The organism is Variovorax sp. AC103 (assembly GCF_979254005.1).
The window spans coordinates 1-24,642 of the sequence record NZ_CEEDFC010000010.1; the positions used below are offsets into that span (position 1 = coordinate 1).

Sequence of the window (24,642 nt, forward strand, 5' to 3'; positions counted from 1 at the left end):
GGGCTTTGGTCGGGGGCAAGGTGGGCTGTCCTTGAATTCGCAATGAGGAGGTACCGATACCTTGTAAGGCGCGGCGTCCGGTGCAGCGAAGGATACCGCGCGAAGTGCCGTCGACAGAGTGGAATTGCCACTTCGAAATCTACGGGAAAAGCCTAAGTTACCGGTATCTCTTGCGGTGCCAGACTGCGGCATGGCCCCTCCACCCCTGCTGCAGTTCCAGGCCGTCAGCAAGCGCTTCGGCGGCACGCAGGCGGTCGACAGTGTCACGCTCGACGTGTGCGCCGGGGAAATCCTGGCGCTGCTCGGCGAGAACGGCGCGGGCAAGTCGACGCTCATCAAGCTGCTTGCGGGCATCTACCCCGCGGACCAGGGCGAGATCGTGTTCGACGGCCAGCCGCAGGCCGTGTGGCGGCGCAGCGACCGGCGCGAGCAGCCCGTGGCCTTCATCCACCAGGACCTGGGCCTGGTCGAATGGATGACGGTGGCCGAGAACGTGTGCCTGGGCACCGGCTACCCGCGCCGCTTCGGGCTGATCGACTGGCGCGCCGCCCACGAGACGGCACGCCGCGTGATGGCGCGCGTGGGCTGCGACATCGACCCTGGCCGGCGCGTGTTCTCGCTCACGCGCGCCGAGAAATCGCTGCTGGCCATCGGCCGCGCGCTCGAGGTGAAGGCGCGGTTGCTGGTGCTCGACGAGCCCTCGGCCAGCCTGCCGATGAGCGACGTGGAGCGCATGTTCGGCGTGCTGCGCGAACTGCGGCGCCAGGGCATGGCCATGCTCTACGTGTCGCACCGGCTCGACGAGGTGATGGCCATCTCCGACCGCGCGGCCGTCATGCGCGACGGCAAGCTGGTGGCGGTGAAGGCCACGGCGCAAACCAACGAAGGCGAGCTGGTCGGTCTGATCGTCGGCAAGGCGCTGTCGGCCTCGGTGGCCAAGGCCAAGGCGCCCGCGCGCAGCGAGCCCGTGCTGCAGCTCGACGGTGCCGCCAGCGGCAATGCGGGGCCGTTGAGCCTTGCGGTGCATCGCGGCGAGGTGCTGGGCCTGGTCGGCCTGCGCGGCGCGGGCCACGAGGCCATCAGCCGCGCGATCTTCGGGCGCGAGCCGCTGTCGGCCGGCCGCATGCAGCTGCTCGGCAAGCCCTGCGGCTTCACCTGCCCGGCCGATGCCATCCGCGCCGGCGTGGCCTACGTGGCCGGCGAGCGGCTCGAAGAAAACCTCTGCGGCGCGATGAGCGTGCTGGAGAACCTGTTCCCCAACGCCGCGTTGCACGGCGACCGCGGCCTGGCCTTCGACCGGCCGCGCCGCGAGAACGAGCGCGCGCTGGGCCTCATCCGGCGCTTCGGCATCAACCCGCCCGCGCCGTCGGCCGAGGTGCAGCAGCTCTCGGGCGGCAACCAGCAGAAGGTGGTGCTGGCGCGCTGGTTCCACCTCGACAAGCCACTGGTGGTGCTCGAAGAGCCGACCGCGGGCGTGGACGTGGGCGCCAAGCGGCAGATCTACGGCGTGCTGCGCGAGCGCGCGGAGGCCGGCACCGCACTGGTCGTCGTCTCCACCGACTTCGAGGAAATCGCGACCGTGTGCACCCGCGTGCTCGTGTTCCGCGACGGGCTGATCGCCGCGGAACTGACGGGCGAGGCGATCACGGTCGAAAGACTCCTGGCATTGGCAGCAGGCGCGGCAACGCGCGAGGAAGTTTTGACATGAGCAGTTCCATCAAGTCCACCGCGCTGGAGCCCGACAAGTCCCTCGACGGCGAAGCCGCGTCCGTTGCGCAGCGCATCGGCCGGGCGCTGCCGGTCTACGGGCTCGTGATGCTCACGGTGGCGCTGGCGCTGCTGTTCTCGGTGCTGCTGCCCGACACCTTTCCGACGCTCTTCAACCTGCGCGCCATATTGGCCGACAAGTCGGTCATCGCGTTGCTGGCGCTGGCCGCGACCATTCCGATGATCACCGGCAAGATCGACCTCACGGTGGGCTACGGCATCGTGCTGTGGCACATCCTGGCCATCAGCCTGCAGACGCAGCTGGGCCTGCCCTGGCCGGTGGCGGTGCTCGTCGTGCTGCTGTGCGCGGCGCTGTTCGGCGTGCTCAACGGGCTGCTGGTGGAACTCGCGCAGATCGACTCGTTCATCGCCACGCTGGGCACCGGCACCGTGATCTATGCGGTGGCCATGTGGCACAGCGGCGGGCGCCAGGTGGTGGGCGAGCTGCCCGACGGCTTCGTCGGCATCGCGGGCGGCAACCTGCTGGGGTTGCCGGTCGGCGCTTTCTATGTGCTCGCGGTGAGCGTCACGCTGTGGGTGGTCACCGAATTCACGCCGCTGGGCCGCGCGCTGTACGTGATCGGCGCGAACCCGAAGGCGGCGCAGCTCAACGGCATTGCGGTGCGCAAGCATGTGATGGGCGCCTTCGTCGCGTCGGGCCTGCTGTCGGGCTTTGCGGGCGTGCTGCTGGCCTCGCGGCTGCAGATCGGGCAGGCCAGCGTGGGGCTCGAGTTCCTGCTGCCCGCGCTGGTCGGCGCGTTCCTGGGCTCCACCACCATCCGGCCGGGGCGCGTGAACGTGTGGGGCACGCTGGTGGGCGTGGCCATCCTGGCCATCGGCATCTCGGGCATCCAGCAGTTCGGCGGGGCCTTCTATGTGGAGCCGCTCTTCAACGGGCTGACGCTGCTGGTGTCCATCGGCATCGCGGGCTGGGCGCAGCAGCGGCGCAACCGGTCGATCAAGCGGCGCATCGCCGAGCGGCAGCTCGACCAGGCGGACCCCACGGCGCAGGTGCAACCTGTTTCCCCCGCGCCGTCGAAATGACGACGGCGATTCACCACAACGACTGGAGACAAGCAATGAAGAAGAGTGTTCACGCACGCACGGCCGCCGCCGTGCTGGCCCTGTGCGCCGCCACGCTGGCGCCCAAGGCCATGGCCGACGACTTTCTGGACGCCGCGAAGAAGAAGGTCGAGGTCGCGACCATGACCAAGGAGAAGTGGGACGGCCCCACCACCGGCCCCAAGGCCGTGGCCGGCAAGACCATCGTCTTAGTGGCGGGCGACATGAAGAACGGCGGCATCGTGGGCGTGAGCAAGGGCGTGGAGGAGGCGGCGCGCGCCATCGGCTGGACGGTGCGCGTCATCGACGGGCAGGGCACGGTCAGCGGGCGCACCGCGGCGCTCAACCAGGCGCTGGCCGTGAAGCCGGCGGGCATCGTGGTCGGCGGCTTCGACACCACCGAGCAGAAGGCCGCGTTCTCGGGCGCGGCCACCTCGGGCATTCCGCTGGTCGGCTGGCACTCGGGCGAGCAGCCCGGCCCCAACGACAAGGCCGGCCTGTTCGCCAACGTGACCACCGTGACCGACGACGTGGCCGATGTCGCGGCCTCGTGGGTGGTGGCCGACTCGGGCGGCAAGGCGGGCGTGGTGATCTTCACCGACTCGCAGTACGCCATTGCCCTGTACAAGGCGCGCGCCATGGAGGCGGTCATCAAGAAGTGCGGCGGCTGCACGGTGCTGAGCTTCGAGGACAGCCCCATCTCCGAAAGCTCCACGCGCATGCCGCAGCTCACCACCTCGCTGCTGCAGCGCTTCGGCGACAAGTGGACGCATTCGCTGGCCATCAACGACCTGTACTTCGACTTCATGGGCCCCTCGCTCACGTCGGCGGGCAAGAAGGGCGACGGCGCGCCCAAGGCCGTGTCGGCCGGCGACGGCTCCGAGGCCGCCTACCAGCGCATCCGCACGCAGCGCTTCCAGGCCGGCACCGTGCCGGAGCCGCTGAACATGCAGGGCTGGCAGATCGTGGACGAGCTCAACCGCGCGTTCTCCAAGGAGAAGTGGTCGGGCTATGTGCCCAAGGTGCACCTGGTGACGGTGGGCAACGTCGGCAAGGACGGCGGGCCGAAGAACGTGTTCGACCCGGACAACGGGTATCGCAACCAGTACAAGACGGTGTGGGGCAAGTAGGGCGCGCAGCCCGCCTGCTTCGTTAGCGCAGTTCCTCGTGCTCGAACGTGGCGTTGTCGATCACGTCGTGGTGTTCGAGCCCGTTCTTGTCGAACAGCCGGATGTCGGTGGCCGCCGGCGTGTAGTCGAGGATGCCGAAGTTCTCGCGCGTGCCGACGAGCTTGTACTTGGTGACGCAGGCGCCCGAAGAGATGACCTCGAACATCTTCGTGGCGCCCGCCGGCGGCAGGAAGGCGTTCTCGTGGATGTCGCCCGACAGGAAGATGATCTTGCGCCCCTGGATGAGCTGACGAAACCTGGCGTACTCGTCGCGATAGCGCATCCAGCCGTTGCCGGTGGCGCGAATCGGCATGCCCGCGCAGATGAGGATGAAGCCGTTTTCCGCCTGCAGTTCCTGCGCGAGGAACGCGAACTGCGCTTCGCCCAGCAGCGTGTTCTGGTCACCCGGCTCTTCGCTGTACCAGCGCGTGTCGAGAAAGATGGCCCTGCCGATCCGCTGGCCCTCATGGCTCAGCGGCACCGAGTAGTACAGGCCGGCGACCGGCGGGTCGATGTGCATGAACTGCGCGAACAGCGCGCGTGAAATGTCTTTCTTGGTGGTGCTGACTTGCGTGCCGCTCGCGTTGTTCCAGGCAAAGTCATGGTCGTCCCAGGTGCCGTACACGCCGCCTTGCGGGCCTTGTTTCGCGCGCATGCTGGCGAACAGCTCCTTGAAGCCCGGCGTGTTCCATTGCGCGGTGTACTTCTCGGCCATGACCTGCCGGAAGTAGGCGTCGGCCCACTGTCTGGGCTCTCCCAGGTGGGGAAAGAAGTCCATGTAGATCTGGTCGCCGAGCAGAAAGAGGTAGTCGGGCTGGTGTGCCGCGATGCGTTCCCAGACCGCTTGCGCATGGCCGGCTTGGAGGTTCATGCACGAGGCGAAGGCGATTTTCATGGGGCTCCTCTTTCTGCGCTCCGGCCTGCGGGCCGGGGTGAGGCGCATCTTAGGGAGCGGCCGGGCGCTGTCTCTCCGCAGAACATGGGATGGCGGGGGACGGGCTCGTACGGCAACAGGCTGGGTTCAGGGCATGTCCATGCCCTGAAAAAAAAGCCCCCGAAGAACAGGAGCCCCGCAGAACAAGCGCTCAGTGAATCAGAGCCAGTTCCCGCTCTGCGGCATCTGCACCTTCTCCGCCGGATCGTTGCTCGTCACGAAGGAGCCGATGACGATGCTCAGCAGCGAGATGAAGATGCTCGCGAACAGCGCCGTCCAGAAGCCCGACACCCGGAACCCCTTCACCAGCGCCGCCACCAGCAGGATCATCAGCGCGTTGATGACCAGCAGGAACAGCCCGAAGGTCACCAGCGTCAGCGGCAGCGTGAGCACGATCAGCAGCGGCTTCACCACGGCGTTGGCCAGGCCCAGCAGCAGCGCGGACACCACCAGCGCTCCGGTGCTGTCGAACTTCAGTCCGCGAAAGAGATGGCTCGCCACCCAGAGCGAGACGGCCGTGATGGCCCAGTGAATGAGGAAGGGGGTCAGGTTGTTCAGCATGTCGGGGAGGGGCAGGTGTGACGGGAAGGAACCGGGATCAGCCGGGAGCGTGGCAGCAGACACAGAGCTTGTTCCCGTCCGGATCGCGAAAGTACGCGCAATGTCAGCCCCAGCACGGCCATGAGCGGCGAACAGAAGGCGAAGGCACGTTCGAAATCGTTCACGCCGAGGTTGACATGGGACAGCATCAGTGGAATTTTTCGCAAGACGGCCCAGGATTATCACGGGTGGTGTTTGATTGTTACCCGGTGAAACAATGGCGTACAGCCCGTTAAGATCGCCGCTTTCGCGCCCATGGTCGACAGACACGGGGTTTTCTTTGTCGCCTGATCAACAAGGATCGTGCGCCCCATGGCCAATGCGTCGATCGCCAGCTTGACTCCCGCCCCGGCTTCGGCCGACGAGGCTGAATCGTGGGTCCGCGGCGAGCTCATCCGCAGCCTGATGCGCTCCGCGAAGGGGTCGTACCTGGTGTCCGCGCTGCTGATGCCGGCGATGGTCGGGCTGAACTGGGGCTATGCGGCCCGCTGGGAGCTTCTCACCTGGCTGGTGGCCGGCATTCTGGCCACCGCCTGCCGCGCCTGGGGAGCGCGCGTCTACGCAGTGCGTTACGCCGGGCGCAGCGCCCTGGCGCAGCAGCAGTTCACCGAGCGCTACGGCTTCGTCTGGAGCACCAGCGCGGTGGTCTGGGGCTTCTCGGTGCTGCTGTTCTTCGAGCGTTCGCCGCAGGTCAACCAGTTCATGAGCTGGCTCATCGTGGCCGGCGTGGGCACCTTTCCGCTCAACGGGCTGGCGCTGCACCCGCCGCTGCTCAAGCGCTACGTCAACACCCTGTTCATCACGATGCTCGGCGCGGTGGTGCTGCGCATGATCAGCCTGCAGATGCAGCACCCGCAGTTCCAGTACGGCTACCTGATGCCGGTGCTGCCCGTGCTGCACTGGTTCCTGCTGCTGCGTGCCGGCCGGCACATCCACGAGACCGCGCGCAACAGCCTGGAGCTGCTGTTTCACAACCACATCCTGATCAAATCGCTGACCCAGCAGCGGCAGGCGGCGGTGTCGGCCGTGGCCATGAAGAACCGCTTCCTGGCCAGCGCCGCGCACGACATGCGCCAACCGGTGCTGGCGCTGTCGCTGTACGCCGACTGGCTGCGCAACGAGCCGGAGCTGGTGCTGGAACTCGCGCCGAAGATCGTGCGCGCCACGCACGCGGTGAATGCGCTGTTCGACTCGATGTTCGACCTGGCGCGCATCGACTCGGGCCAGGTGCGCCTGCACGTGGAACGGGTCGACGTGCCCGAACTGCTGCACGACCTGGAGCTGCAGTACCGCCCGGTGGCGGAAAGCCGCGGCCTCGACTTCCGCGTGCACGTGTGCGAGGGCTCGTTCCTGACCGACCCGATCCGCGTGCGCCGCATGATCGGCAACCTGCTGGCCAACGCCATCAAATACACGAGTGAAGGCGGCGTGCTGCTGGCCGCGCGCCATACCCGCGACGGCCTGCGCGTGGAGGTGTGGGACACCGGCATCGGCATTGCGCCCGAGCACCTGCGCGACGTGTTCCTGGAGTTCTACAAGGTGGCCGACCATGCCGGCACCTCCGACGGCTTCGGCCTCGGCCTGGCCATCGTGGCGCGGCTGTCGCACGTGCTGGGGCACCCTGTGAGCGTGCGTTCACGCGTGGGCAGCGGCAGCGTGTTCCGCGTGGCGCTGCACGATGCCGACGAGGCCGTGGCGCAGGCGCGGGTGACGGCGTCGGGCGGCTAGCCAGGACAGGAGCGCGCATAAAAAAACCGCGCCGTTGTGCGCGGTTTTTTCTTTCCTGCACCGAGGAGCCGGTTTCGCCGGGGCTCAGGTGGTGCCCCTGCAAGGGGGGCCGGGAGAAGCGATGCGACGCAGCGCGCGAAGCCTGAAGGTCAGGAAAGCAGCCCGTTCGTGCGCGCGTAGTGCAAGGCCTGCGTGCGGCTCTTCACGCCCAGGCGGCGGAACAGGCGCCACAGGTGCACCTTCACCGTGTGTTCGCTGATCTCCAGGTCGGTGGCGATGTCGCGGTTGCTCATGCCCTTGTCGAGCATGGCGATCAGCTGCGTCTGGCGCTTCGACAGCTTGCCGCTGTTGGCGGCCGGTATGTCGGTTTCCTCTTCTTCCGAACCTGCCATCAGCAGGCCGCGAAGGGCGGCCGCCAGCTCGTTGGAGCTGGCCGACTTCTCGATGTAGGTGTCCGCGCCGGCCTCGATGCAGGCGTCTTCCATGTCGGCAGCCGGTGCGGCCGAGTACACGGCGATCGGCACGTTCGGATAGACCTGCTTGACCGCAATCACGCCCGACACGCCGTTGGTGTCCGGCAGCTTCAGGTCCAGGCAGAAGAGCGTGGGCGCGCCACGCTGCTGCACCGAGCCCGCGAGCTTGTCGAGGCGCTCGAGCTCGACGATGTTCTCGGCCGGACGCAGGCGCCGCAGGACCATCACGATCGCGTCGCGCATCAGGGGGTGGTCGTCGATGACATAAATGCTCATGTTTTCTTCCTTTGTGATCGCACCGTCTTCTCTTTTTCTGCTCACCGGCAGGCAAGCCGATGGGCTTGGCCGGGTCAACTCCCTTGGTGGGTGGGCGTTGCCTCCACCAGTGCCTCCAGCGCCTCGGTGATGGCGCGTGTTCCTTCGGTCGTGTCGATGGGTTCCAGCTGGTCGGCCAGCGCGGTCAATGCCTCGCCACGCTGCGCCTGCAAGAGCGCGATGGTACGGCCCGCTTCCTGCGGCGATGCGAACCCACGGCTTTGCAGCAGGGTCTCGCCGCGCGCGTCCAGCAGCTTGAAATAGAAGAGGCCGTCGGCCTTCTCGCGGTACTGCTTGAAGCTGGGCTTTGCAACCTTGGCCGCCTTGGCGCCGGCCTTGTCCTTGCCCGCCGCGAGGTTGCGCAGGCCCACGGCATGGCGCAGGCTCGTCATGAACGGCTTCGACAGCGCGCGGGCCTTCTCGGCACCGATGAGCAGGATGCGCTCGATCTCGGCCGGGTCGTTCATCAGCGCGTCGTAGCGCGCGCGCAGCGGCGCCACTTCGCGGTCGATGCGCTCGAACAGCGTGTGCTTGGCGTCGCCCCAGCCGATGCCCTCGGCGTAGGCCTTGCGCAACGCCTCGGTTTCCTCGGCGCTGGCAAAGGCCTGGTAGATCTGGAACAGGGCCGAGCCTTCGGTGTCCTTGGGCTCGCCGGGCGCGCGCGAGTCGGTCACGATGCTGGCGATCTGCTTTTGCAGCTGCGCGCGCGGCGCAAACAGCGGGATCGTGTTGCCGTAGCTCTTGCTCATCTTGCGGCCGTCCAGGCCGGGCAGGGTGGCGACGGCATCGTCGATCTCGGCATCGGGCAGCGTGAAGTGCTCGCCGTACTGGTGGTTGAAGCGCTGCGCCATGTCGCGCGCCATCTCGATGTGCTGCACCTGGTCGCGTCCCACCGGCACCTTGTGGGCGTTGAACATCAGGATGTCGGCGCCCATCAGCACCGGGTACATGAACAGGCCGGCCGACACGTCGGCGTCGGGGTCCTCGCCCTTGGCCACGTTCTTGTCGAGCTGCGCCTTGTAGGCATGCGCGCGGTTGAGCACGCCCTTGCCGGTGACGCAGGTGAGGAACCAGGTCAGCTCGGGAATCTCGGGAACGTCCGACTGGCGATAGAAGGTCACGCGCTCTGGGTCGAGCCCGCAGGCCAGCCAGCTGGCCGCGATTTCGAGGGTGGAACGCTGGATCAGCGCCGGCTCCTGCACCTTGATGAGCGCGTGGTAGTCGGCCAGGAAGAAGAAGCTCTGCACGCCGGGCGCGACGCTTTGCCGCACCGAGTGGCGGATCGAGCCGACGTAGTTGCCGAGGTGCGGCGTGCCCGACGGGGTGATGCCGGTCAGGACGCGCAGAGGAGCTTGGGAAGACGTAGCCATGGAGCGAAAAAGAAGAACCTAGAGCAGCAATGCCTTGAGCGGGGTGATGAGCATGTTGATGACGTAGTAGCCCACGTCCATCAGCGGGCGCAGCCAGTAGTTGCTGACCACGCCGGCGATGACGAGACCCATCACGATGAAGAAGCCATAGGGCTCGATGCGTGCCAGGAACTGCTGCGCCGGGCCGTTGGGCAGCAGGCCCGCCAGCACGCGGCCGCCGTCGAGCGGGGGCAGCGGGAACAGGTTGAAGGCCCACATCACCAGGTTGACCAGAATGCCGCCCTGCGCCATCTTGATGAAAAAGGTTTCATCGACGCCGGCCGCCACCATGGCGATCAGCGCCACTGCCCACAGGATGGCCTGGATGAAATTGGACACCGGCCCGGCCAGCGCCACCCAGATCATGTCGCGCTTCGGATGGCGCAGCCGCCCGAAGTTGACGGGCACCGGCTTGGCATAGCCGAACAGGAAGGCACCCGAGGTTGCGAAGTACAGCATCAGCGGCATCAGGATGGTGCCGATGGGGTCGATGTGCTTGAGCGGGTTGAGGGTGACGCGTCCCATGACCTCGGCCGTGTTGTCGCCGAAATGGCGCGCCACATAGCCGTGAGCCGCCTCGTGCACGGTGATCGCGAAGATCACCGGCAGTGCGTAGATCAGTACGGTCTGTATCAGATTGGAAATATCCACGGGGCGATTGTGTCAGACGGGAGTGCTTCTCAGCCCCGATTTCAGAGGCCGAGCACGGCCAATGCACCGCGCCCCTGGCGCACCACGACCGGCTCGTCGCCCGTGCCCATGGGCGTGAGGTCGACCACGGTCGTGGGCTGCGACGGACAGGCGCCGGCATCGATGACGCCGCCGATCTGCTTTTCGAAGCGCTCGCGAATCTCGGCGGCGTCGTTCAGTGCCTCGGTCTCGCCGGGCGCGATCAGCGTGGTGGCCAGCAGCGGTGCGCCGTGCAGCGCCAGCAGCTCCAGCAGCACCGTGTGGTCGGGCACGCGCAGGCCGATGGTCTTGCGCTGCGGATGGCTCACGCGGCGCGGCACTTCCTTGGTGGCTTCGAGCAGGAAGGTGTAGGGCCCGGGCGTGGCGGCCTTCAGCAGGCGGTACTGCTTGTTGTCGACGCGCGCGTAGTTGGCCAGTTCGCTCAGGTCGCGGCACAGCAGCGTGAGGTGGTGCTTGTCGTCGACCTGGCGGATGCGGCGCAGCTTGTCGACCGCGTCCTTGTCGTCGAGGTGGCAGGCCAGCGCGTAGCTGGAGTCGGTGGGCACGGCCACGATCTCGCCGCGCGCGAGCAGCGCCACGGCCTGCTTGAGCAGGCGCTGCTGGGGGTTTTCGGGGTGGACTTCGAAGTACTGGGCCATGATTACCTGGAGGAATGGTTGAACATACTTGACCTCGATACGACCGGGAACCGAGCGCCGCCGGGCCGCCCCAAGGCGCGAGCGGCCCCCTTGGGGGGCAGCGAGGACACGAAGTGCCGAGCGTGGGGGCTCATGACTCCGCGGGTTCTATGGGCACGCGGCGCTCGCGCACCGTGAGCCAGGCGCCGGCGGCGCCGCAGACCGCGATCATCGCCATGCCGATGAGCGAGAAGCGGTCGGGCACATGCGAGAAGATGAGCCAGCCGCCCAGCATCGCGAACGCGATCTGCGCATAAAGATAAGGGGTGAGCGTGGACGCCGGCGCGCGCTGGTAGGCCAGGATCAGCATGAAGTGTCCCACCGTGCCCATGAAACCCATGAGACACAGCAGCGCCCACCATTCCCACGAGGGCAGCGCCGTCCACGCGAAGGGCACCGCCACCGAGGCGATCAGCGTGCCGACCCAGCCGGTGTAGAAGTGCATGGTCAGCGGGTTCTCGGTCTGCGCGAGCTTGCTGGTGAGCACCTGGAACCAGGCGTTGGTCAGCACCAGCCCCAGCGGCAGCAGGATGGCCCAGCTGAAGGCGCTGCCGCCCGGGCGAAGAATGACGAGCGTGCCCGCGAAGCCGCCGGCCACCAGCGTCCAGCGCAGCGGCGACACATGTTCCTTGAGCGTGGTCGCTGCCAGCAGCGTGATCACCAGCGGCGCGATCAGCACGATCGACGTGAACTCGGCCAGCGGCATGTAGCGCAGGCTGAAGAAGGCGAAGACGCTCGACGCCAGCAGCAGCGTCCCGCGCAGCACCTGGTAGCGCGGATGGCGCGTGCGCAGCAGTGCGGTGCCGTGCAGCGGCAGCAGCACCAGCGTGGTCGCCACGGCCTGGAAGGCGTAGCGGAACCACACGCCCATGAGGATCGGAACGCCGAGGGTGGAAAACTTGGTGGCGGTGTCGAGCGTGGCAAAGCAGGCCACCGCCAGGATCACCAGGCCGATGCCCGCGAGGATGCGTTCGGACTCCCGGCTGCGGCTTTCCTGCTCGGCGGCGCGTGCATTGGCCAGCGCAACGGTTGCCGCACTGTCGCTGCCGGGCCGCGCGCTCTGGCTCACTGCTGGATGCGGTCGCCGAGCAGTTCCCACACAGGAGTGAGTGCACCGGGCAGCGGCGGCAGCTTGCCCAGGTCGCAGTGGCTTTCGTCGGGGCTGTGGAAATCGCTGCCGCGCGAGGCGGCGAAACCGAACTCGAGCGCCTTGTCGGCGTACTCGACAAATTCAGCCGGCGTATGGCTGCCGGTGACCACCTCGATCGCCTTGCCGCCATGCGCCTGGAATTCGAGGAACAGCGCGTACTCCTCGTTGGCCGTGAACTTGTAGCGGCCCGGGTGCGCGATGACAGCCATGCCCTTGGCGGCCGTGATCCAGTGCACCGCGTCCTTCAGCGAGGCCCAGCGGTGCGGCACGTAGCCGGGCTTGCCCTCGGTGAGGTACTTGCGAAACACCTCGGGGGTGTCGCGGCAGTGGCCTTGTTCGACCAGAAAGCGCGCGAAGTGCGTGCGCGAGATGAGCTCGGGGTTGCCCACGAACCGCAGCGCGCCTTCGTAGGCGCCCTGGATGCCGACCTTGGCCAGCCCCTCGGACATTTCCTGCGCGCGCTTGCCGCGGCCGCCACGCGTGTCGTACAGGCCCTGCGACATGGCAGCGTCGTCGGGGTCGAAACCCAGGCCGACGATGTGCACCGTTTCGTTCGCGAAGGTCACCGAGATCTCCGTGCCCGTGAGGTAGCGCATGCCGTTCGCGCGGGCCGCCGCAGCGGCGCGGTGCTGGCCGCCCACCTCGTCGTGGTCGGTGAGGGCCCAGAGCTCGACCCCGTTGGCGGCTGCGCGCGCGGCCAGTTCCTCGGGCGTCAATGTGCCGTCGGAGACCACGGAGTGGCAGTGAAGATCGGCGTTGAGTATGGAGGACACCCCTGCATTCTATGGGGTCTGGAACATCGGTGCGGGCGCATGGATGCTGCGCCATGTGCTACTAAATAAATAGCATTACCGCACCGCTGCATGCGGCTCAGCGCTTCTTGCGAAAAGCCGCCCATGCCGCCACCGCGGTGAAGGTGGCCACGATGGCGACCACGATCCAGAAGCCGTGCTTGTGATCGGCCAGCGGAATGCCGCCCACGTTCATGCCGAACAGGCCGGCCAGGATGTTGATCGGCAGCGCCAGCACCGTGACCACCGTCAGCACGAACAGGCTGCGGTTGTTGTCCTCGTTCACGTTGGCGGCAATTTCTTCCTGCAGCAGCTTGATGCGCTCCTGCAGCGCCTGCATGTCGCGCAGCACCACCGAGAACTCTTCGGTCGAGCCGCGCAGTTCCTGCGCGTCGGCCTCGGACATCCAGGCCGGCGGGCCCTGCAGCAGGCGGAAGAGGGCGGCCGGCTCGGGTGCCAGCAGGCGCTGCAGCCGCACCAGCAGGCGCCGCAGCACGCCCAAGCGCGCGCGCTTGTGGTCCAGCCGGCCGGCGAGCAGCTCGTCTTCGATGCGGTCGATGCGCGAGGTGACGCCGCGCACGATCTTCACCAGCACGTCGGCCTGTGCGCGCAGCAGGTGTTCGAGCAGCTCGGTGCTCGAGCGCGGCGCGTCGCCCGCCTTCACCGCGGTGCGCAGCGCATCCACCGAGCGCAGCGGCTTGGTGCGCGCCGTGACCACCAGGCGCGGGCCCACGCTGATCCACAGCGTGGAGATGTCCGAGGGCTCGAAGCTGAATTCGAAGTGCACGTCGTTGATGACGGCGATCAGCGAGTCGTCCGCGCGCTCGATGCGTGTGGAGGGCAGGCCTTCGTGCAGCGTCTCGTAGAAGGTGTCCGACAGGTTGGCGTGCCGCAGCAGCCAGCGCTCCGCATGCGCATGGCTCAAATTGAAGTGCAGCCAGACATAGGCCGGATCGTCTGCGGTGCACTCCCGTTCGCGCTCCTGAGCCAGCCACGCCGCGGCCTGCGCCGAGTCGATGGCACGCGCGGGCTCCGGCGCCGAGGCGTCGAACAGGTAGCCGGAAATCAGCCCGGCTTCGTCGCCGCCATAGGACTGGGCGGCGAGGTCATGGAATGCCGACAAGGTGCGTGGTCAGAAAAAGCGGGTGAACAGCCAGTACAGCGACCCCGACAGCAGCATCGCCACCGGCAGCGTCAGCACCCAGGCCAGCGCGAGGTTGCGCAGCGTGGACATCTGCAGGCCCGAACCGCTGGCCGTCATGGTGCCGGCCACGCCGGACGACAGCACGTGCGTGGTCGACACCGGCAGCCCGTACATGTCGGCCGCGCCGATGGTGACCATGGCCACCAGTTCGGCCGAGGCGCCCTGGGCGTAGCTCAGGTGCGTCTTGCCGATCTTCTCGCCCACGGTGACCACGATGCGCTTCCAGCCGATCATCGTGCCCAGGCCCAGCGCAATGGCCACGGCCACCTTGACCCACAGCGGAATGAAGCGCGTGGCGCTGTCCAGCTCCTCGCGGAACGCGTTCACGCGCATCTTCGTCTCGGCGTCGAACTTCGCGGCGCCGCTCTTGTCGAGGTGGCGAATGGCTTCCGAGGCCAGGTACATGTCGTTGCGCACGTTGGCCACGGCCTCGGCCGGCACCGCGGCCAGCGAGCCGTGCCTGCGCACCTGCTCGCCGATGCTGCCGGCGGTGGCGGCCAGCGCGGGCACCACGGCCGGCGTGAACTCGCGGGTGCGCACATAGGTGGAAAGCGTGTCGCGCGCCGCGGCGGGCTGCAGCGCCGGCAGCGAGGTCGGCACGCTGCGGCTCAGCGTGTTCTGCGCCATCTCGGCCACGGCCACGAACTTGATGGTCTCGTCGGCGGGCATCGCGCGGTTCAGCGCATAGGCCATCGGCACCGTGCCCACCAGGATCAGCATGATCAGCCCCATGCCCTTTTGCCCGTCGTTGGAGCCGTGCGCGAACGACACGCCCGTGCAGGTCAGGATCAGCAGGCCGCGGATCCACCACGGCGGCGGCGCGCTGCCCTTGGGTTCCTCGTACAGCGCGCGGTTCTTCACGAAGGCGCGCAGCGCCAGCAGCAGCAACGCGGCGCAGCCGAAGCCCACCAGCGGCGACAGCAGCAGCGAGTAGCCCACCTTGGTGGCCTGTGCCCAGTCGACGCCGCTGGTGCCGTCGCGCCCGTGCATCAGCGCATTGGCCACGCCCACGCCGATGATCGAGCCGATCAGCGTGTGCGAGGAAGAGGCCGGCAGCCCCAGCCACCACGTGCCGAGGTTCCAGATGATGGCGGCAATCAGCAGCGCGAACACCATGGCGAAGCCGGCGCCCGAGCCCACCTGGAGAATCAGCTCCACCGGCAGCAGCGCGATGATGCCGAAGGCCACCGCGCCGCTGGACACCAGCACGCCCAGGAAGTTGAAGAAGCCCGACCACACCACCGCGAAGTTGGGCGGCAGCGAGTGGGTGTAGATGACGGTGGCCACGGCGTTGGCCGTGTCATGGAAGCCGTTGACGAACTCGAAGCCCAGCGCAATCAGCAGCGCCACGCCCAGCAGGATGTAAGGCACCCACGTGGTGACCGGCGCGCCCGAGGCGGTGACGTCGCCCACCAGGCTCCAGGCCGTGAAGAGCAGGCCCGCGGCCAGCAGCCCCACGAAGGTGATCAGCGTGACCGGGCCGGGCTTGGCGTCGAGCTTGGGCCGGTGCGCGGCGGGCGCCGGCGGCATCTCGGCGTGGGGGGCGGCGAGGGTGTTCATGGCGGCATTTTTTAGGCTGTTGGTATGCCGCGGATGGTGTTCCGGCCATATGACAACTTTGTGTCGGGACCTGTAAAAGAGCGTTCGTCCGTCACGCAGCGGTCATATGTGCAGCGCAGCATGCTTTTTCCTTCGCCTTCCCATTCGAGCTTTCCATGATGCTGAACAGCGCCCTCCCGGACCACGAAGACCTGATGCAACGCATCGCCCGCGACCTGATCGACAGCTACGACGAAGAACTCGAGCTGGAAATCGAGGACCGCAACATCGACGGGCTCGACCCCGCCGCCAGCATTGCCAGCAGCAGTGCCGAAAAGGCCGCCCGCCAGGCCTACTTCAAGGAACTGTTCCGCCTGCAGGGCGAGCTGGTCAAGCTGCAGGACTGGGTGCAGCACAGCAAGCAGAAGGTGGTCATTCTTTTCGAAGGCCGCGACGCGGCGGGCAAGGGCGGCGTCATCAAGCGCATCACGCAGCGCCTGAATCCGCGCGTGGCCCGCGTGGCCGCGCTGCCGGCGCCCAACGACCGCGAACGCACGCAGTGGTACTTCCAGCGCTACGCCGCGCACCTGCCGGCGGCGGGCGAAATGGTGCTGTTCGACCGCAGCTGGTACAACCGCGCCGGCGTCGAGCGCGTGATGGGCTTTTGCAGCGACGACGAGTACGAGGAGTTCTTTCGCACCGTGCCCGAGTTCGAGAAGATGCTCGTGCGCTCGGGCATCAAGCTCATCAAGTACTGGTTCTCCATCACCGACGACGAGCAGCACATGCGCTTTCTCGGCCGCATCCACGACCCGCTCAAGCAGTGGAAGCTCAGCCCCATGGACCTGGAAAGCCGCCGCCGCTGGGAGGAATACACCAAGGCGAAGGAAATCATGCTGGAGCGCACCCACATCCCCGAGGCGCCGTGGTGGGTGGTGCAGGCCGTCGACAAGAAGAAGGCGCGCCTGAACTGCATCAGCCACCTGCTGGGCCAGCTGCCCTACAACGAAGTGCCGCACCCGACGGTCGAGTTGCCCGAGCGTGTGCGCCATGCCGATTACCTGCGCCAGCCCGTGCCGGCCAACATGATCGTTCCGGAGATCTACTGAGGCGCACCCCGGCGGGCGGTCGCCGTTAGGCCGGTCGGCGCTTTGCGTTCACACTGCGCCATGGCCCGTCGTTCCACCGCTTCCGTCTTCGCCCGCGCTTACCAGCGCAACCTGCGTGCGCTGACCAAGGTCACGCTGACCAGCAGCAAGCGCATTGCGGGCAAGGTGCAGCGCGCCGCCGCCCAGCGGCTCAAGCCGCCGCCCGGCAAGGGCGACTGGCTCAGCGGCATGGCCATGGGGGCGGGCGGGGCGCGGGGCTATCACCTGTTTCGCCCGGCCGACCTGCAGCTTGCGCCCGGCGAGAAGCTGCCGCTCATGGTCATGCTGCACGGTTGCGGCCAGACCGGGCGCGACTTCGCCGCCAGCACGCGCATGAACGCGCTGGCCGTGCGCCAGCGCTTCCTGGTGCTCTACCCCGAACAGGACCGGCTGGCCCATCCGCAAGGCTGCTGGAACTGGTACGAGCGCCGCTCGGGCAAGGCCGACGCCGAGGCCGCGACGCTGATGGCCGCGGTCGACCAGGCCTGCGTGCTCTACCCGGTGGACCGCGACCGCGTGGCGGTGGTCGGGCTCTCGGCCGGCGCCAGCATGGCAGCGCTGATTGCCACGCGCTATGCGAACCGCTTTCGCGCGGTTGTCATGCACTCTGGCGTGGCGCCCGGGGCTGCCAAGTCGTCGGCCACGGCGCTGGGCGCGATGCGTGGCCAGAACGTGCCGCCCATGCCCACCACCGCGGTCGGCAAGGCCATGGGCGCGGCCGCCGTCTTCGCCACCTTGCCGCCGATGCTGGTGCTGCATGGCGATGCCGACGCCGTGGTGGCGCCGAGCAATGCCGTCAGCAGCGCCGTGGTGTGGGCGACGGCCCTGGGCGCGAAGCCCGGGCCGCCGCGCGGCATGCAGCGCGGCAAGCGGCGCGCGATGCGCGTGACCGATTTCAAGCGCAAGGGCCGCACGGTGGTCACGCTGTGCGAGATCGCGGGGCTGGGCCACTCGTGGAGCGGCGGTGCGTCCACGCTGATGTTCAGCGACCCGACGGGGCCCGACGCCACGCGCATGACGTGGGCGTTTGCGGCTGCGCAGTTCAAGGCTGCGGCGAAGGGCTGAGCGGCGTCAGCCGCTGGGCGGCAACGGGAGCTCGCCCAGCTTCGAGGCCACGCGCTGGCACGCGGCGATCAGGTCGCGAACGATGCGTTCATCCACATTCAGATCGCCTTCGTATTCGCCGAGGTTTCGTATCTCGTGGCCTTTGGCCAGCACGCGCCACACCTCCGGACCGAGCGCCAAGGTAAGCGGCAGCACCTGGAAGACGATGAAGCGGTTGCTCGACCGGTAGCCATGCCAGCGCCGCGCCGCGAGGCACATCGCATGTGCTGCGTTGTAGCCAGATCGAACCGGCCTTCGACGGAGAGTTGCATCACCTGGGCATCCGCCAGGCGCGCGAGGCCGGAGCGCATCAGGCCCGCGAATTCGCGGGCGTCTGGCGGCTCCGCGGCGAGCGGCTTGGTCGGGCCGCAGAGGTTTTCAAGCGGGGAGGGCATCCGCGTTGCCGATGACCCAGAGCTTGGGCTGTTCCATGACGCGCCTCACGAACGATTCGCCATCCTTGTTTTTTCGCATGAGTTCCTTCTGGGTGAACAGGGTCGGGTTCACTGTTCGGCCGAGTTGCGCCGACACTGCGTCGAGCGCAAGAAACAGATCCGAATACGCAAGTTCCTCACTGATCAGCAGCAGGTCGATGTCGCTCGCGGCCGTGTCGCTCTTCTTCGCGACCGAGCCGAACACGAAGGCAGCCTCGATTTTTTCAGCCAATGGTTGCAGCGCTTCGTACAGCGGGCCGGCGAGCCCGAAGGTCTTGCGCACGATGCCGCACAGCTCTTCGTAGATCGGTGCCTGGGCGTTCGCCTGGTAGTGCTTCTGATTGCCGACGCGAGACATCGTGAGCAGCCCGCTGTCCGTCAGTTGCTTGAGCTCGCGCTGCACGGCGCCGGAGCCTGCGCCGGTAAGCTTGATCAATTCGGTGAAGAAGAAGCTTCGATCCGGTTGACCGAAGAGATAGCCGAGCACGCGTTGCTGCGTGGTCGTGAACAGGGCGTCCGCCAGGCCTGCGGATTTCCCGGTCTCCGGCGTCGGTGATGGAGATTTACCCATTTTGGGTAGTTTAAAGCCCAAAATGGGCTTTTGTAACCCCTGCGCACACGAGCCATGACCAACGAATTGCAATCGCTCACCCAAGCCCTGCGCGACTTCGCCCAGGCGCGCAACTGGGAGCCGTACCACTCCCCGAAGAACCTCGCCTCCGCGCTGTCGGTGGAAGCCGCCGAACTGCTCGAACACTTTCAGTGGCTCACCGAGGCGCAGAGCCGCTCGCTGCCGGCCGACAAGCGCGCGGAGATCGGCACCGAGATCGCCGACGTTTTTCTCTACCTGCTGCAGCTGGCCGACAAGCTCGGCATCGACGTGATCGAGGCGGCCAGAAGCAAGATGGTGCTGAACGCGCAGAAGTACCCCGCCCCGCCGCCCGCCTGAATTCGTTGAACGGCGCGAACCGGCTGAGTACCTCCGTGTACGCCACCCGGCGTATTTCACCTTGATGGTGCATTCCGCAGACTCCTCTCCACGCCAGCACAGCGCTGGCGACAGGTTCAACCCACCCCGGAGCAGGAGTCCACATGCAACGTCGTTTCACACTCAAGGCGCTCACCGCCGCCGTCGCGCTGGCCAGCATTTCTGCTGCGCCCGCATTTGCCGCCGACACCATCAAGGTCGGCGTGCTGCACTCGCTGTCGGGCACGATGGCCATCTCGGAAACCGTGCTGAAAGACACGGTGCTGATGGCCATCGAAGACATCAACAAGAAGGGCGGCGTGCTGGGCAAGCAGCTCGAGCCCGTGATCGTCGACCCCGCCTCCAACTGGCCCCTGTTCGCCGAAAAGACCAAGCAGCTGCTCGGCCAGGACAAGGTCTCGGTGATCTTCGGCTGCTGGACCTCGGTGTCGCGCAAGTCGGTGCTGCCGGTGGTCGAGGAAATGAACGGCCTCTTGTTCTACCCCGTGCAGTACGAAGGTGAAGAACTCTCCAAGAACGTGTTCTACACGGGCGCGGCACCCAACCAGCAAGCCATTCCGGCGGTCGACTACCTGATGAGCAAGGAAGGCGGCGGCGCCAAGCGCTGGGTGCTGCTGGGCACCGACTACGTGTACCCCCGCACCACCAACAAGATCCTGCGCGCCTACCTGAAGAGCAAGGGCGTGAAGGACACCGACATCGACGAAAAGTACACCCCCTTCGGCCACAGCGACTACCAGACCATCGTCGCCGACATCAAGAAGTTCTCTGCCGGTGGCAAGACGGCCGTGGTGTCGACCATCAACGGCGACTCCAACGTGCCCTTCTACAAGGAACTCGGCAACGCCGGCCTGAAGGCCAAGGACGTGCCCGTGGTCGCCTTCTCGGTGGGTGAGGAAGAACTGCGCGGCGTGGACACCAAGCCGCTGGTGGGCCACCTGGCCGCATGGAACTACTTCATGTCGATCAAGAACCCGACCAACACCGCGTTCATCAAGCAGTGGAGCGACTACGCCAAGGCCAAGAACATCGCCGGCCACAAGGACAAGCCGCTCACCAACGACCCGATGGAAGCCACCTGGATCGGCATCCACATGTGGAAGCAGGCCGTGGAGAAGGCCAAGTCGACCGACACCGACAAGGTGATCGCCGCCATGGCCGGCCAGACCTTCACGGCCCCCTCGGGCATCGTGTCGAAGATGGACGAGAAGAACCACCACCTGCACAAGAGCGTGTTCATCGGCGAGATCAAGGCCGACGGCCAGTTCAACGTGGTGTGGAAGACGCCCGGCCCGGTCAAGGCCAAGCCGTGGAGCCCGTACATCGAAGGCAACGACAAGAAGCCGGATTACCCGGCTGGCAAGTCGATGTAAGTGTGTTTCTCCCTCCCCCGCTGGGGAGGGCAGGGGTGGGGGCTGCGGCGGTCGATTCGAGCACTGCGCTTGTCCGGGCGCCGCGTGCCCCCACCCCGACCCTCCCCCGGAAGGGGAGGGAGCCAAAACCCAACTTCCACTTTCACCATGCTTCGACGAACCCTTCACTGCGCACTCGCCGCCATGCTGCTCATGGCAACGGCCGCCCACGCGCTGACCGCCGACGAAGCCCGGGCCATCGCCTCCGGCGAGTCCGAAGCCCGCATCGCCGCGCTCAACAAGGCCGTGCTCACGGCCGACGACAAGACCGCCGCCTTCATCCAGGCCATGTCCGACGACGCGGTCAAGTACACCGAAGACAAGGTCTTCGTGATGAAGGACGACAAGGGCTACGACCCCGTCACCGGCACCGAACTGAAGGTGCCCGACACCGCCGAAGACGTCGTCAACAACAACCTCATGCGCGGCGCGCTCGACGCCGCGCAAGCCGCGCTCAAGCTCACCAGCAAGGACGACGCGGTGCGCGCGGAAGCCGCGCAGGCGCTGTTCAAGGACCCCGATGAGTCGCGCATTCCGATGGTCGACAAGGCGCTGGCCGCCGAGACCAACCCGAAGATCCGGGCGCAGCTCGAACTCGTGCGCGCCGTCGGCATGCTCACCAGCGCCGACAAGGCCAAGCGCCTCGCCGCCGCCAAGGAGCTGGGCAACAACCGCAACCCCGACACCAAGCTGCTGCTCAACCAGCGCTTGGCCGACGAGACCGAGGCCGACGTCAAGGCGGCCATCGTCGCCTCCATTGCCAGCATCGACAGCTCGCTGGTCTGGGGCGACCGCATCAACGCCGTCTTCAGCGGCATCAGCCTGGGTTCGGTGCTGCTGCTGGCCGCGCTGGGCCTGGCCATCACCTACGGCCTCATGGGCGTCATCAACATGGCGCACGGCGAGCTGATGATGATCGGCGCCTACGCCACCTATGTGATGCAGGGCATCTTCCAGAAATACCTGCCGGAGTCGGCATTCGGCTGGTACCTGGTGGCCGCCATTCCGGTGTCGTTCATGGCCTCGGCGCTGGTGGGCGCGGTGCTGGAGCGCGGCGTCATCCGCTTCCTGTACGGCCGCCCGCTCGAGACGCTGCTGGCCACCTGGGGCATCAGCCTGATGCTGCAGCAGCTGGTGCGCACGCTGTTCGGTGCGCAGAACGTGGGCGTGGAAAACCCCGGCTGGATGAGCGGCGGCTTCACCATGCTGAGCAACGTCACGCTGCCGTGGAACCGCATCGGCATCATCATCTTCGCGGTGCTGGTGCTGCTCGCCATGGGCTGGCTCATCGGCCGCACGCGCCTGGGCCTGTTCGTGCGCGGCGTCACGCAGAACCGCCCGATCGCTTCCTGCATGGGCGTGAACACCGCCCGCATCGACACCTACGCCTTCGCGCTCGGCTCGGGCATCGCGGGGCTGGCCGGCTGCGCGCTGAGCCAGATCGGCAACGTCGGCCCCGACCTGGGCCAGAGCTACATCGTCGACAGCTTCATGGTGGTCGTGATGGGCGGCGTGGGCCAGCTCGCGGGCACCGTGTATGCGGCGCTGGGGCTGGGCATTCTCAACAAGTTCATCGAAGGCTGGGCGGGCGCGGTGCTCGCCAAGATCGCGGTGCTCGTTTTCATCATCATCTTCATCCAGAAGCGCCCTCAAGGCATCTTCGCGATGAAAGGCCGGAGTGCGGAAGCATGACCGCCCCCAGTCTGCGCGCACTTCGTGTCGCTTCGCCAACCCCCTCGCGGGGGCAACACCTGCGGCCCGGCAAAGCCGGTTCCGCGGTGTTCCTGGACCGATCCATCAAGGCCACGCTTCTATGACCACAGTGACTCTTCCCTCGAAAGGCCCGCTGCTGAGCGGCAAGGGCTGGACGGCCTTCTTCGTCGCGCTGATCGTGGTGTGCGCGGTGGCGCCGGTGCTCAACATCTGGGTACCCGCCGACAGCCCGCTGCACATGAGCGACTACGCCGTGGCGCTGGTCGGCAAGATCATGTGCTACGCCATCTGCGCGCTGGCCATGGACCTGATCTGGGGCTACACCGGCATCCTGTCGCTGGGCCACGGCCTGTTCTTCGCGCTCGGCGGCTACATGATGGGCATGTACCTCATGCGCCAGATCGGGCGCGACGGCAACTACAAGAGCGACCTGCCCGACTTCATGGTGTTCCTCGACTGGAAGGAACTGCCCTGGCACTGGACCTTCAGCGGCAGCTTCGTCATGACGCTGGTGATGATCGTGGCGGTGCCCGGCATCATTGCCTTCGTGTTCGGCTTCTTCGCCTTCCGCTCGCGCATCAAGGGCGTGTATTTCTCGATCATCACGCAGGCCATGACCTTCGCGGCCATGCTGCTGTTCTTTCGCAACGAGACGGGCTTCGGCGGCAACAACGGCTTCACCGACTTCAAGCGCATATTGAACATTCCGATCGCCACGCAGGAAATGCGCATGACGCTGTTCGCCCTCACGGGCATCACGCTGCTGGGCTTCTTCCTGTTCGCCAAATGGCTCATCGGCAGCAAGTTCGGCCGCGTGCTGCAGGCCATTCGCGACGCGGAAACGCGCGTGATGTTCTCGGGCTACAACCCGCTGCCCTACAAGCTCACGATCTGGGTCATCTCGGCCGTCATGTGCGGCGTGGCCGGTGCGCTGTACGTGCCGCAGGTGGGCATCATCAACCCGGGCGAAATGAGCGCGGCGAACTCCATCGAGATCGCGATCTGGGCGGCGGTGGGCGGGCGCGCCACGCTGATCGGGCCGATCATCGGCGCCTTCATCGTCAACGGCGCCAAGAGCTGGCTCACCGTGGCGTACCCGGAGTACTGGCTGTACTTCCTGGGGGCGCTGTTCATTGCTGTCACGCTGTTCCTGCCGAACGGCATCGTGGGGTTGGTCCGCAAGTGGATGTCTCGCGAGAAGACGCCCGCTGCCGCCGTGAGCGATGGGCGCGAAGAAGCGCAACGTGCACTCGCGGCCGCGCAAGGCATGGAGCCTGAGTCGCTGCTCGCGCCGCTGGCCGCCGAACCGAAGGGAGCACGCGCATGACGCCCGATCTGATGGAAGCCGGTGCCGAGCGCGCCGCGCGTGCCCACGGCATGCCTTACGACAGCGGCAGTACCGAGTCGGGCGGCCGCAGCGCCGACTTCGGCCGCCACGTCACGCCGGGCGAGGTGGACGTCACGCACGGCCGCATCCTGTACCTGGAAGACGTGAGCGTGAGCTTCGACGGCTTCAAGGCCATTAACAAGCTGTCGCTCGACATCGCGCCGGGTGAGCTGCGCTGCATCATCGGCCCGAACGGTGCGGGCAAGACCACCATGATGGACATCATCACCGGCAAGACGCGGCCCGACTCGGGCACCGTGTTCTTCGGCAGCACCATCGACCTGCTGCGCCACCGCGAGGCCGACATCGCGCAGCTGGGCATCGGCCGCAAGTTCCAGAAGCCGACGGTGTTCGAGCACCTGACCGTGTTCGAGAACCTCGAGCTTGCTTTGAAGACCAACAAGGGCGTGCGCGCGTCGATGCTCTTCAAGCTCGACTCGGCGCAGAGCGACCGGCTGGCCGAGGTGCTGGAGACCATCCACCTGGCCGACAGCGTGTCGCGGCTGGCGGGCAACCTGAGCCACGGCCAGAAGCAGTGGCTCGAAATCGGCATGCTGCTGATGCAAGACCCCAAGCTGCTGCTGCTCGACGAGCCCGTGGCCGGCATGACCGACGAGGAAACGGCGCGCACGGCGGAGCTGTTCCTCACCCTCAAGGGCAAGCATTCGCTGATGGTGGTGGAGCACGACATGAGCTTCATCCGCACCATCTCCGAGATCGTCACCGTGCTGTGCGACGGCTCGGTGCTGGCGCAGGGCACGCTCGATGAAGTGCAGGCCGACGAGCGCGTGATCGAGGTCTATCTTGGGCGTTGAGCTTTTCGCCGCTGTCAGAGCAGTGGTGCATCCCCTGCCTTGCTCCCTCTCCCCCTGGGAGAGGGCAGGGGTGAGGGCAGACGTCATCAAAGCCACGACAAGCGCCCGGTACGTGGCGCGGTGTGGGCGGTCC

Annotated in this window: 23 protein-coding genes; 11 read left to right on the top strand and 12 right to left on the bottom strand. The window is 66.9% G+C overall.

Translation table 11 applies throughout. The features are described 5' to 3' along the window. The first annotated feature begins 190 nt into the window (after window positions 1-190). From AC0IYU_RS15805 to AC0IYU_RS15815, 3 genes are read left to right on the top strand one after another with little or no spacing between them, the layout of a single operon-like run. On the top strand, window positions 191-1,708 hold the full coding sequence (locus AC0IYU_RS15805; protein WP_472118580.1) for a sugar ABC transporter ATP-binding protein: 1,518 nt from the start codon (window positions 191-193) through the stop codon (window positions 1,706-1,708). Continuing rightward, window positions 1,705-2,811, top strand: coding sequence for an ABC transporter permease (locus AC0IYU_RS15810; RefSeq protein ID WP_472118583.1), 1,107 nt, complete (start codon window positions 1,705-1,707; stop codon window positions 2,809-2,811). Before AC0IYU_RS15805 ends, AC0IYU_RS15810 begins: the two co-directional genes overlap by 4 nt. A gap of 35 nt (window positions 2,812-2,846) precedes the next feature. Further along, entirely contained in the window at window positions 2,847-3,959 is a 1,113-nt protein-coding gene (locus AC0IYU_RS15815; protein ID WP_472118586.1) for an ABC transporter substrate-binding protein, read from the top strand. Between the two features lie 22 nt (window positions 3,960-3,981). Here the strand turns inward: AC0IYU_RS15815 and AC0IYU_RS15820 are convergent, their stop codons facing one another. Both AC0IYU_RS15820 and AC0IYU_RS15825 read right to left on the bottom strand, forming a co-directional pair. After that, entirely contained in the window at window positions 3,982-4,893 is a 912-nt protein-coding gene (locus AC0IYU_RS15820; protein WP_472118589.1) for an alkaline phosphatase D family protein, read from the bottom strand. A 198-nt stretch (window positions 4,894-5,091) separates the two neighbouring features. Next, window positions 5,092-5,493: a phage holin family protein gene (locus AC0IYU_RS15825; RefSeq protein ID WP_116911010.1), complete on the bottom strand. Its 402-nt coding sequence runs from the start codon at window positions 5,491-5,493 to the stop codon at window positions 5,092-5,094. Between the two features lie 351 nt (window positions 5,494-5,844). Here AC0IYU_RS15825 and shkS point away from each other — a divergent pair, with 351 nt between their 5' ends. Next, entirely contained in the window at window positions 5,845-7,260 is a 1,416-nt protein-coding gene (shkS, locus tag AC0IYU_RS15830) for a surface-behavior sensor histidine kinase ShkS (protein WP_472118592.1), read from the top strand. A 149-nt stretch (window positions 7,261-7,409) separates the two neighbouring features. Here shkS and AC0IYU_RS15835 read toward each other — a convergent pair whose 3' ends face one another. The 8 genes from AC0IYU_RS15835 to AC0IYU_RS15870 all read right to left on the bottom strand — a co-directional run bounded on the left by AC0IYU_RS15835 (window position 7,410) and on the right by AC0IYU_RS15870 (window position 15,529). Then, a complete protein-coding gene (locus AC0IYU_RS15835) occupies window positions 7,410-8,009 on the bottom strand; it encodes a LuxR C-terminal-related transcriptional regulator (protein WP_472118594.1) in 600 nt (199 codons plus the stop codon). 74 nt (window positions 8,010-8,083) lie between these two features. Further along, window positions 8,084-9,418 carry a tryptophan--tRNA ligase gene (locus AC0IYU_RS15840; RefSeq protein ID WP_472118596.1) on the bottom strand — a complete coding sequence of 445 codons (1,335 nt, stop codon included), beginning with the start codon at window positions 9,416-9,418 and terminating at the stop codon, window positions 8,084-8,086. Between the two features lie 18 nt (window positions 9,419-9,436). Further along, window positions 9,437-10,108 (bottom strand): site-2 protease family protein, encoded by a 672-nt coding sequence (locus tag AC0IYU_RS15845; RefSeq protein ID WP_472118599.1) that lies wholly within the window; start codon window positions 10,106-10,108, stop codon window positions 9,437-9,439. Between the two features lie 41 nt (window positions 10,109-10,149). Then, a complete protein-coding gene (locus AC0IYU_RS15850; protein WP_472118602.1) occupies window positions 10,150-10,785 on the bottom strand; it encodes an L-threonylcarbamoyladenylate synthase in 636 nt (211 codons plus the stop codon). A 130-nt stretch (window positions 10,786-10,915) separates the two neighbouring features. Then, complete coding sequence (locus AC0IYU_RS15855; RefSeq protein WP_472118605.1) at window positions 10,916-11,893, bottom strand: DMT family transporter; 978 nt, start codon at window positions 11,891-11,893, stop codon at window positions 10,916-10,918. Beyond that, on the bottom strand, window positions 11,890-12,747 hold the full coding sequence (locus tag AC0IYU_RS15860) for a 3',5'-nucleoside bisphosphate phosphatase (protein ID WP_472118608.1): 858 nt from the start codon (window positions 12,745-12,747) through the stop codon (window positions 11,890-11,892). Before AC0IYU_RS15860 ends, AC0IYU_RS15855 begins: the two co-directional genes overlap by 4 nt. Window positions 12,748-12,844: 97 nt before the next feature. Further along, a complete protein-coding gene (locus AC0IYU_RS15865) occupies window positions 12,845-13,888 on the bottom strand; it encodes a transporter (protein WP_472118611.1) in 1,044 nt (347 codons plus the stop codon). Between the two features lie 9 nt (window positions 13,889-13,897). Next, complete coding sequence (locus tag AC0IYU_RS15870; RefSeq protein ID WP_472118614.1) at window positions 13,898-15,529, bottom strand: inorganic phosphate transporter; 1,632 nt, start codon at window positions 15,527-15,529, stop codon at window positions 13,898-13,900. 155 nt (window positions 15,530-15,684) lie between these two features. Between AC0IYU_RS15870 and ppk2 the strand changes: the two genes are divergently transcribed. Beyond that, window positions 15,685-16,617, top strand: coding sequence for a polyphosphate kinase 2 (gene ppk2, locus AC0IYU_RS15875; protein WP_472118617.1), 933 nt, complete (start codon window positions 15,685-15,687; stop codon window positions 16,615-16,617). A 60-nt stretch (window positions 16,618-16,677) separates the two neighbouring features. Beyond that, complete coding sequence (locus AC0IYU_RS15880; RefSeq protein ID WP_472118620.1) at window positions 16,678-17,721, top strand: extracellular catalytic domain type 1 short-chain-length polyhydroxyalkanoate depolymerase; 1,044 nt, start codon at window positions 16,678-16,680, stop codon at window positions 17,719-17,721. A gap of 6 nt (window positions 17,722-17,727) precedes the next feature. Here the strand turns inward: AC0IYU_RS15880 and AC0IYU_RS15885 are convergent, their stop codons facing one another. Both AC0IYU_RS15885 and AC0IYU_RS15890 read right to left on the bottom strand, forming a co-directional pair. Further along, window positions 17,728-17,979: a hypothetical protein gene (locus tag AC0IYU_RS15885; RefSeq protein WP_472118623.1), complete on the bottom strand. Its 252-nt coding sequence runs from the start codon at window positions 17,977-17,979 to the stop codon at window positions 17,728-17,730. Between the two features lie 159 nt (window positions 17,980-18,138). Further along, on the bottom strand, window positions 18,139-18,765 hold the full coding sequence (locus AC0IYU_RS15890; RefSeq protein WP_472118627.1) for a nucleotidyltransferase domain-containing protein: 627 nt from the start codon (window positions 18,763-18,765) through the stop codon (window positions 18,139-18,141). 54 nt (window positions 18,766-18,819) lie between these two features. Between AC0IYU_RS15890 and AC0IYU_RS15895 the strand changes: the two genes are divergently transcribed. From AC0IYU_RS15895 to urtD, 5 genes are all read left to right on the top strand, one after another. Further along, complete coding sequence (locus AC0IYU_RS15895) at window positions 18,820-19,143, top strand: nucleotide pyrophosphohydrolase (protein WP_472118630.1); 324 nt, start codon at window positions 18,820-18,822, stop codon at window positions 19,141-19,143. Window positions 19,144-19,286: 143 nt separating this feature from the next. Then, entirely contained in the window at window positions 19,287-20,555 is a 1,269-nt protein-coding gene (gene urtA / locus AC0IYU_RS15900) for an urea ABC transporter substrate-binding protein (RefSeq protein WP_435444568.1), read from the top strand. Window positions 20,556-20,738: 183 nt separating this feature from the next. Then, the gene (gene urtB, locus AC0IYU_RS15905; protein ID WP_472118633.1) at window positions 20,739-22,286 is read left to right on the top strand and encodes an urea ABC transporter permease subunit UrtB; all 1,548 of its coding nucleotides are present in this window, start codon (window positions 20,739-20,741) and stop codon (window positions 22,284-22,286) included. A 121-nt stretch (window positions 22,287-22,407) separates the two neighbouring features. Further along, on the top strand, window positions 22,408-23,634 hold the full coding sequence (gene urtC / locus AC0IYU_RS15910) for an urea ABC transporter permease subunit UrtC (protein ID WP_472118636.1): 1,227 nt from the start codon (window positions 22,408-22,410) through the stop codon (window positions 23,632-23,634). Then, on the top strand, window positions 23,631-24,509 hold the full coding sequence (gene urtD / locus AC0IYU_RS15915) for an urea ABC transporter ATP-binding protein UrtD (RefSeq protein ID WP_472118638.1): 879 nt from the start codon (window positions 23,631-23,633) through the stop codon (window positions 24,507-24,509). The genes urtC and urtD overlap by 4 nt, the downstream gene beginning before the upstream one ends. The last annotated feature ends 133 nt before the right edge of the window (window positions 24,510-24,642 follow it).

What these genes read in the sequence shown, in the direction of transcription:
- AC0IYU_RS15805 (WP_472118580.1), top strand. Translation starts at nt 191, where the DNA reads ATGGCCCCTCCACCCCTGCTGCAGTTCCAGGCCGTCAGCAAGCGCTTC.
- AC0IYU_RS15810 (WP_472118583.1), top strand. Translation starts at nt 1,705, where the DNA reads ATGAGCAGTTCCATCAAGTCCACCGCGCTGGAGCCCGACAAGTCCCTC.
- AC0IYU_RS15815 (WP_472118586.1), top strand. Translation starts at nt 2,847, where the DNA reads ATGAAGAAGAGTGTTCACGCACGCACGGCCGCCGCCGTGCTGGCCCTG.
- AC0IYU_RS15820 (WP_472118589.1), bottom strand. Translation starts at nt 4,893, where the DNA reads ATGAAAATCGCCTTCGCCTCGTGCATGAACCTCCAAGCCGGCCATGCG.
- AC0IYU_RS15825 (WP_116911010.1), bottom strand. Translation starts at nt 5,493, where the DNA reads ATGCTGAACAACCTGACCCCCTTCCTCATTCACTGGGCCATCACGGCC.
- shkS (WP_472118592.1), top strand. Translation starts at nt 5,845, where the DNA reads ATGGCCAATGCGTCGATCGCCAGCTTGACTCCCGCCCCGGCTTCGGCC.
- AC0IYU_RS15835 (WP_472118594.1), bottom strand. Translation starts at nt 8,009, where the DNA reads ATGAGCATTTATGTCATCGACGACCACCCCCTGATGCGCGACGCGATC.
- AC0IYU_RS15840 (WP_472118596.1), bottom strand. Translation starts at nt 9,418, where the DNA reads ATGGCTACGTCTTCCCAAGCTCCTCTGCGCGTCCTGACCGGCATCACC.
- AC0IYU_RS15850 (WP_472118602.1), bottom strand. Translation starts at nt 10,785, where the DNA reads ATGGCCCAGTACTTCGAAGTCCACCCCGAAAACCCCCAGCAGCGCCTG.
- AC0IYU_RS15870 (WP_472118614.1), bottom strand. Translation starts at nt 15,529, where the DNA reads ATGAACACCCTCGCCGCCCCCCACGCCGAGATGCCGCCGGCGCCCGCC.
- ppk2 (WP_472118617.1), top strand. Translation starts at nt 15,685, where the DNA reads ATGATGCTGAACAGCGCCCTCCCGGACCACGAAGACCTGATGCAACGC.
- AC0IYU_RS15880 (WP_472118620.1), top strand. Translation starts at nt 16,678, where the DNA reads ATGGCCCGTCGTTCCACCGCTTCCGTCTTCGCCCGCGCTTACCAGCGC.
- AC0IYU_RS15885 (WP_472118623.1), bottom strand. Translation starts at nt 17,979, where the DNA reads ATGTGCCTCGCGGCGCGGCGCTGGCATGGCTACCGGTCGAGCAACCGC.
- AC0IYU_RS15890 (WP_472118627.1), bottom strand. Translation starts at nt 18,765, where the DNA reads ATGGGTAAATCTCCATCACCGACGCCGGAGACCGGGAAATCCGCAGGC.
- AC0IYU_RS15895 (WP_472118630.1), top strand. Translation starts at nt 18,820, where the DNA reads ATGACCAACGAATTGCAATCGCTCACCCAAGCCCTGCGCGACTTCGCC.
- urtA (WP_435444568.1), top strand. Translation starts at nt 19,287, where the DNA reads ATGCAACGTCGTTTCACACTCAAGGCGCTCACCGCCGCCGTCGCGCTG.
- urtB (WP_472118633.1), top strand. Translation starts at nt 20,739, where the DNA reads ATGCTGCTCATGGCAACGGCCGCCCACGCGCTGACCGCCGACGAAGCC.
- urtC (WP_472118636.1), top strand. Translation starts at nt 22,408, where the DNA reads ATGACCACAGTGACTCTTCCCTCGAAAGGCCCGCTGCTGAGCGGCAAG.
- urtD (WP_472118638.1), top strand. Translation starts at nt 23,631, where the DNA reads ATGACGCCCGATCTGATGGAAGCCGGTGCCGAGCGCGCCGCGCGTGCC.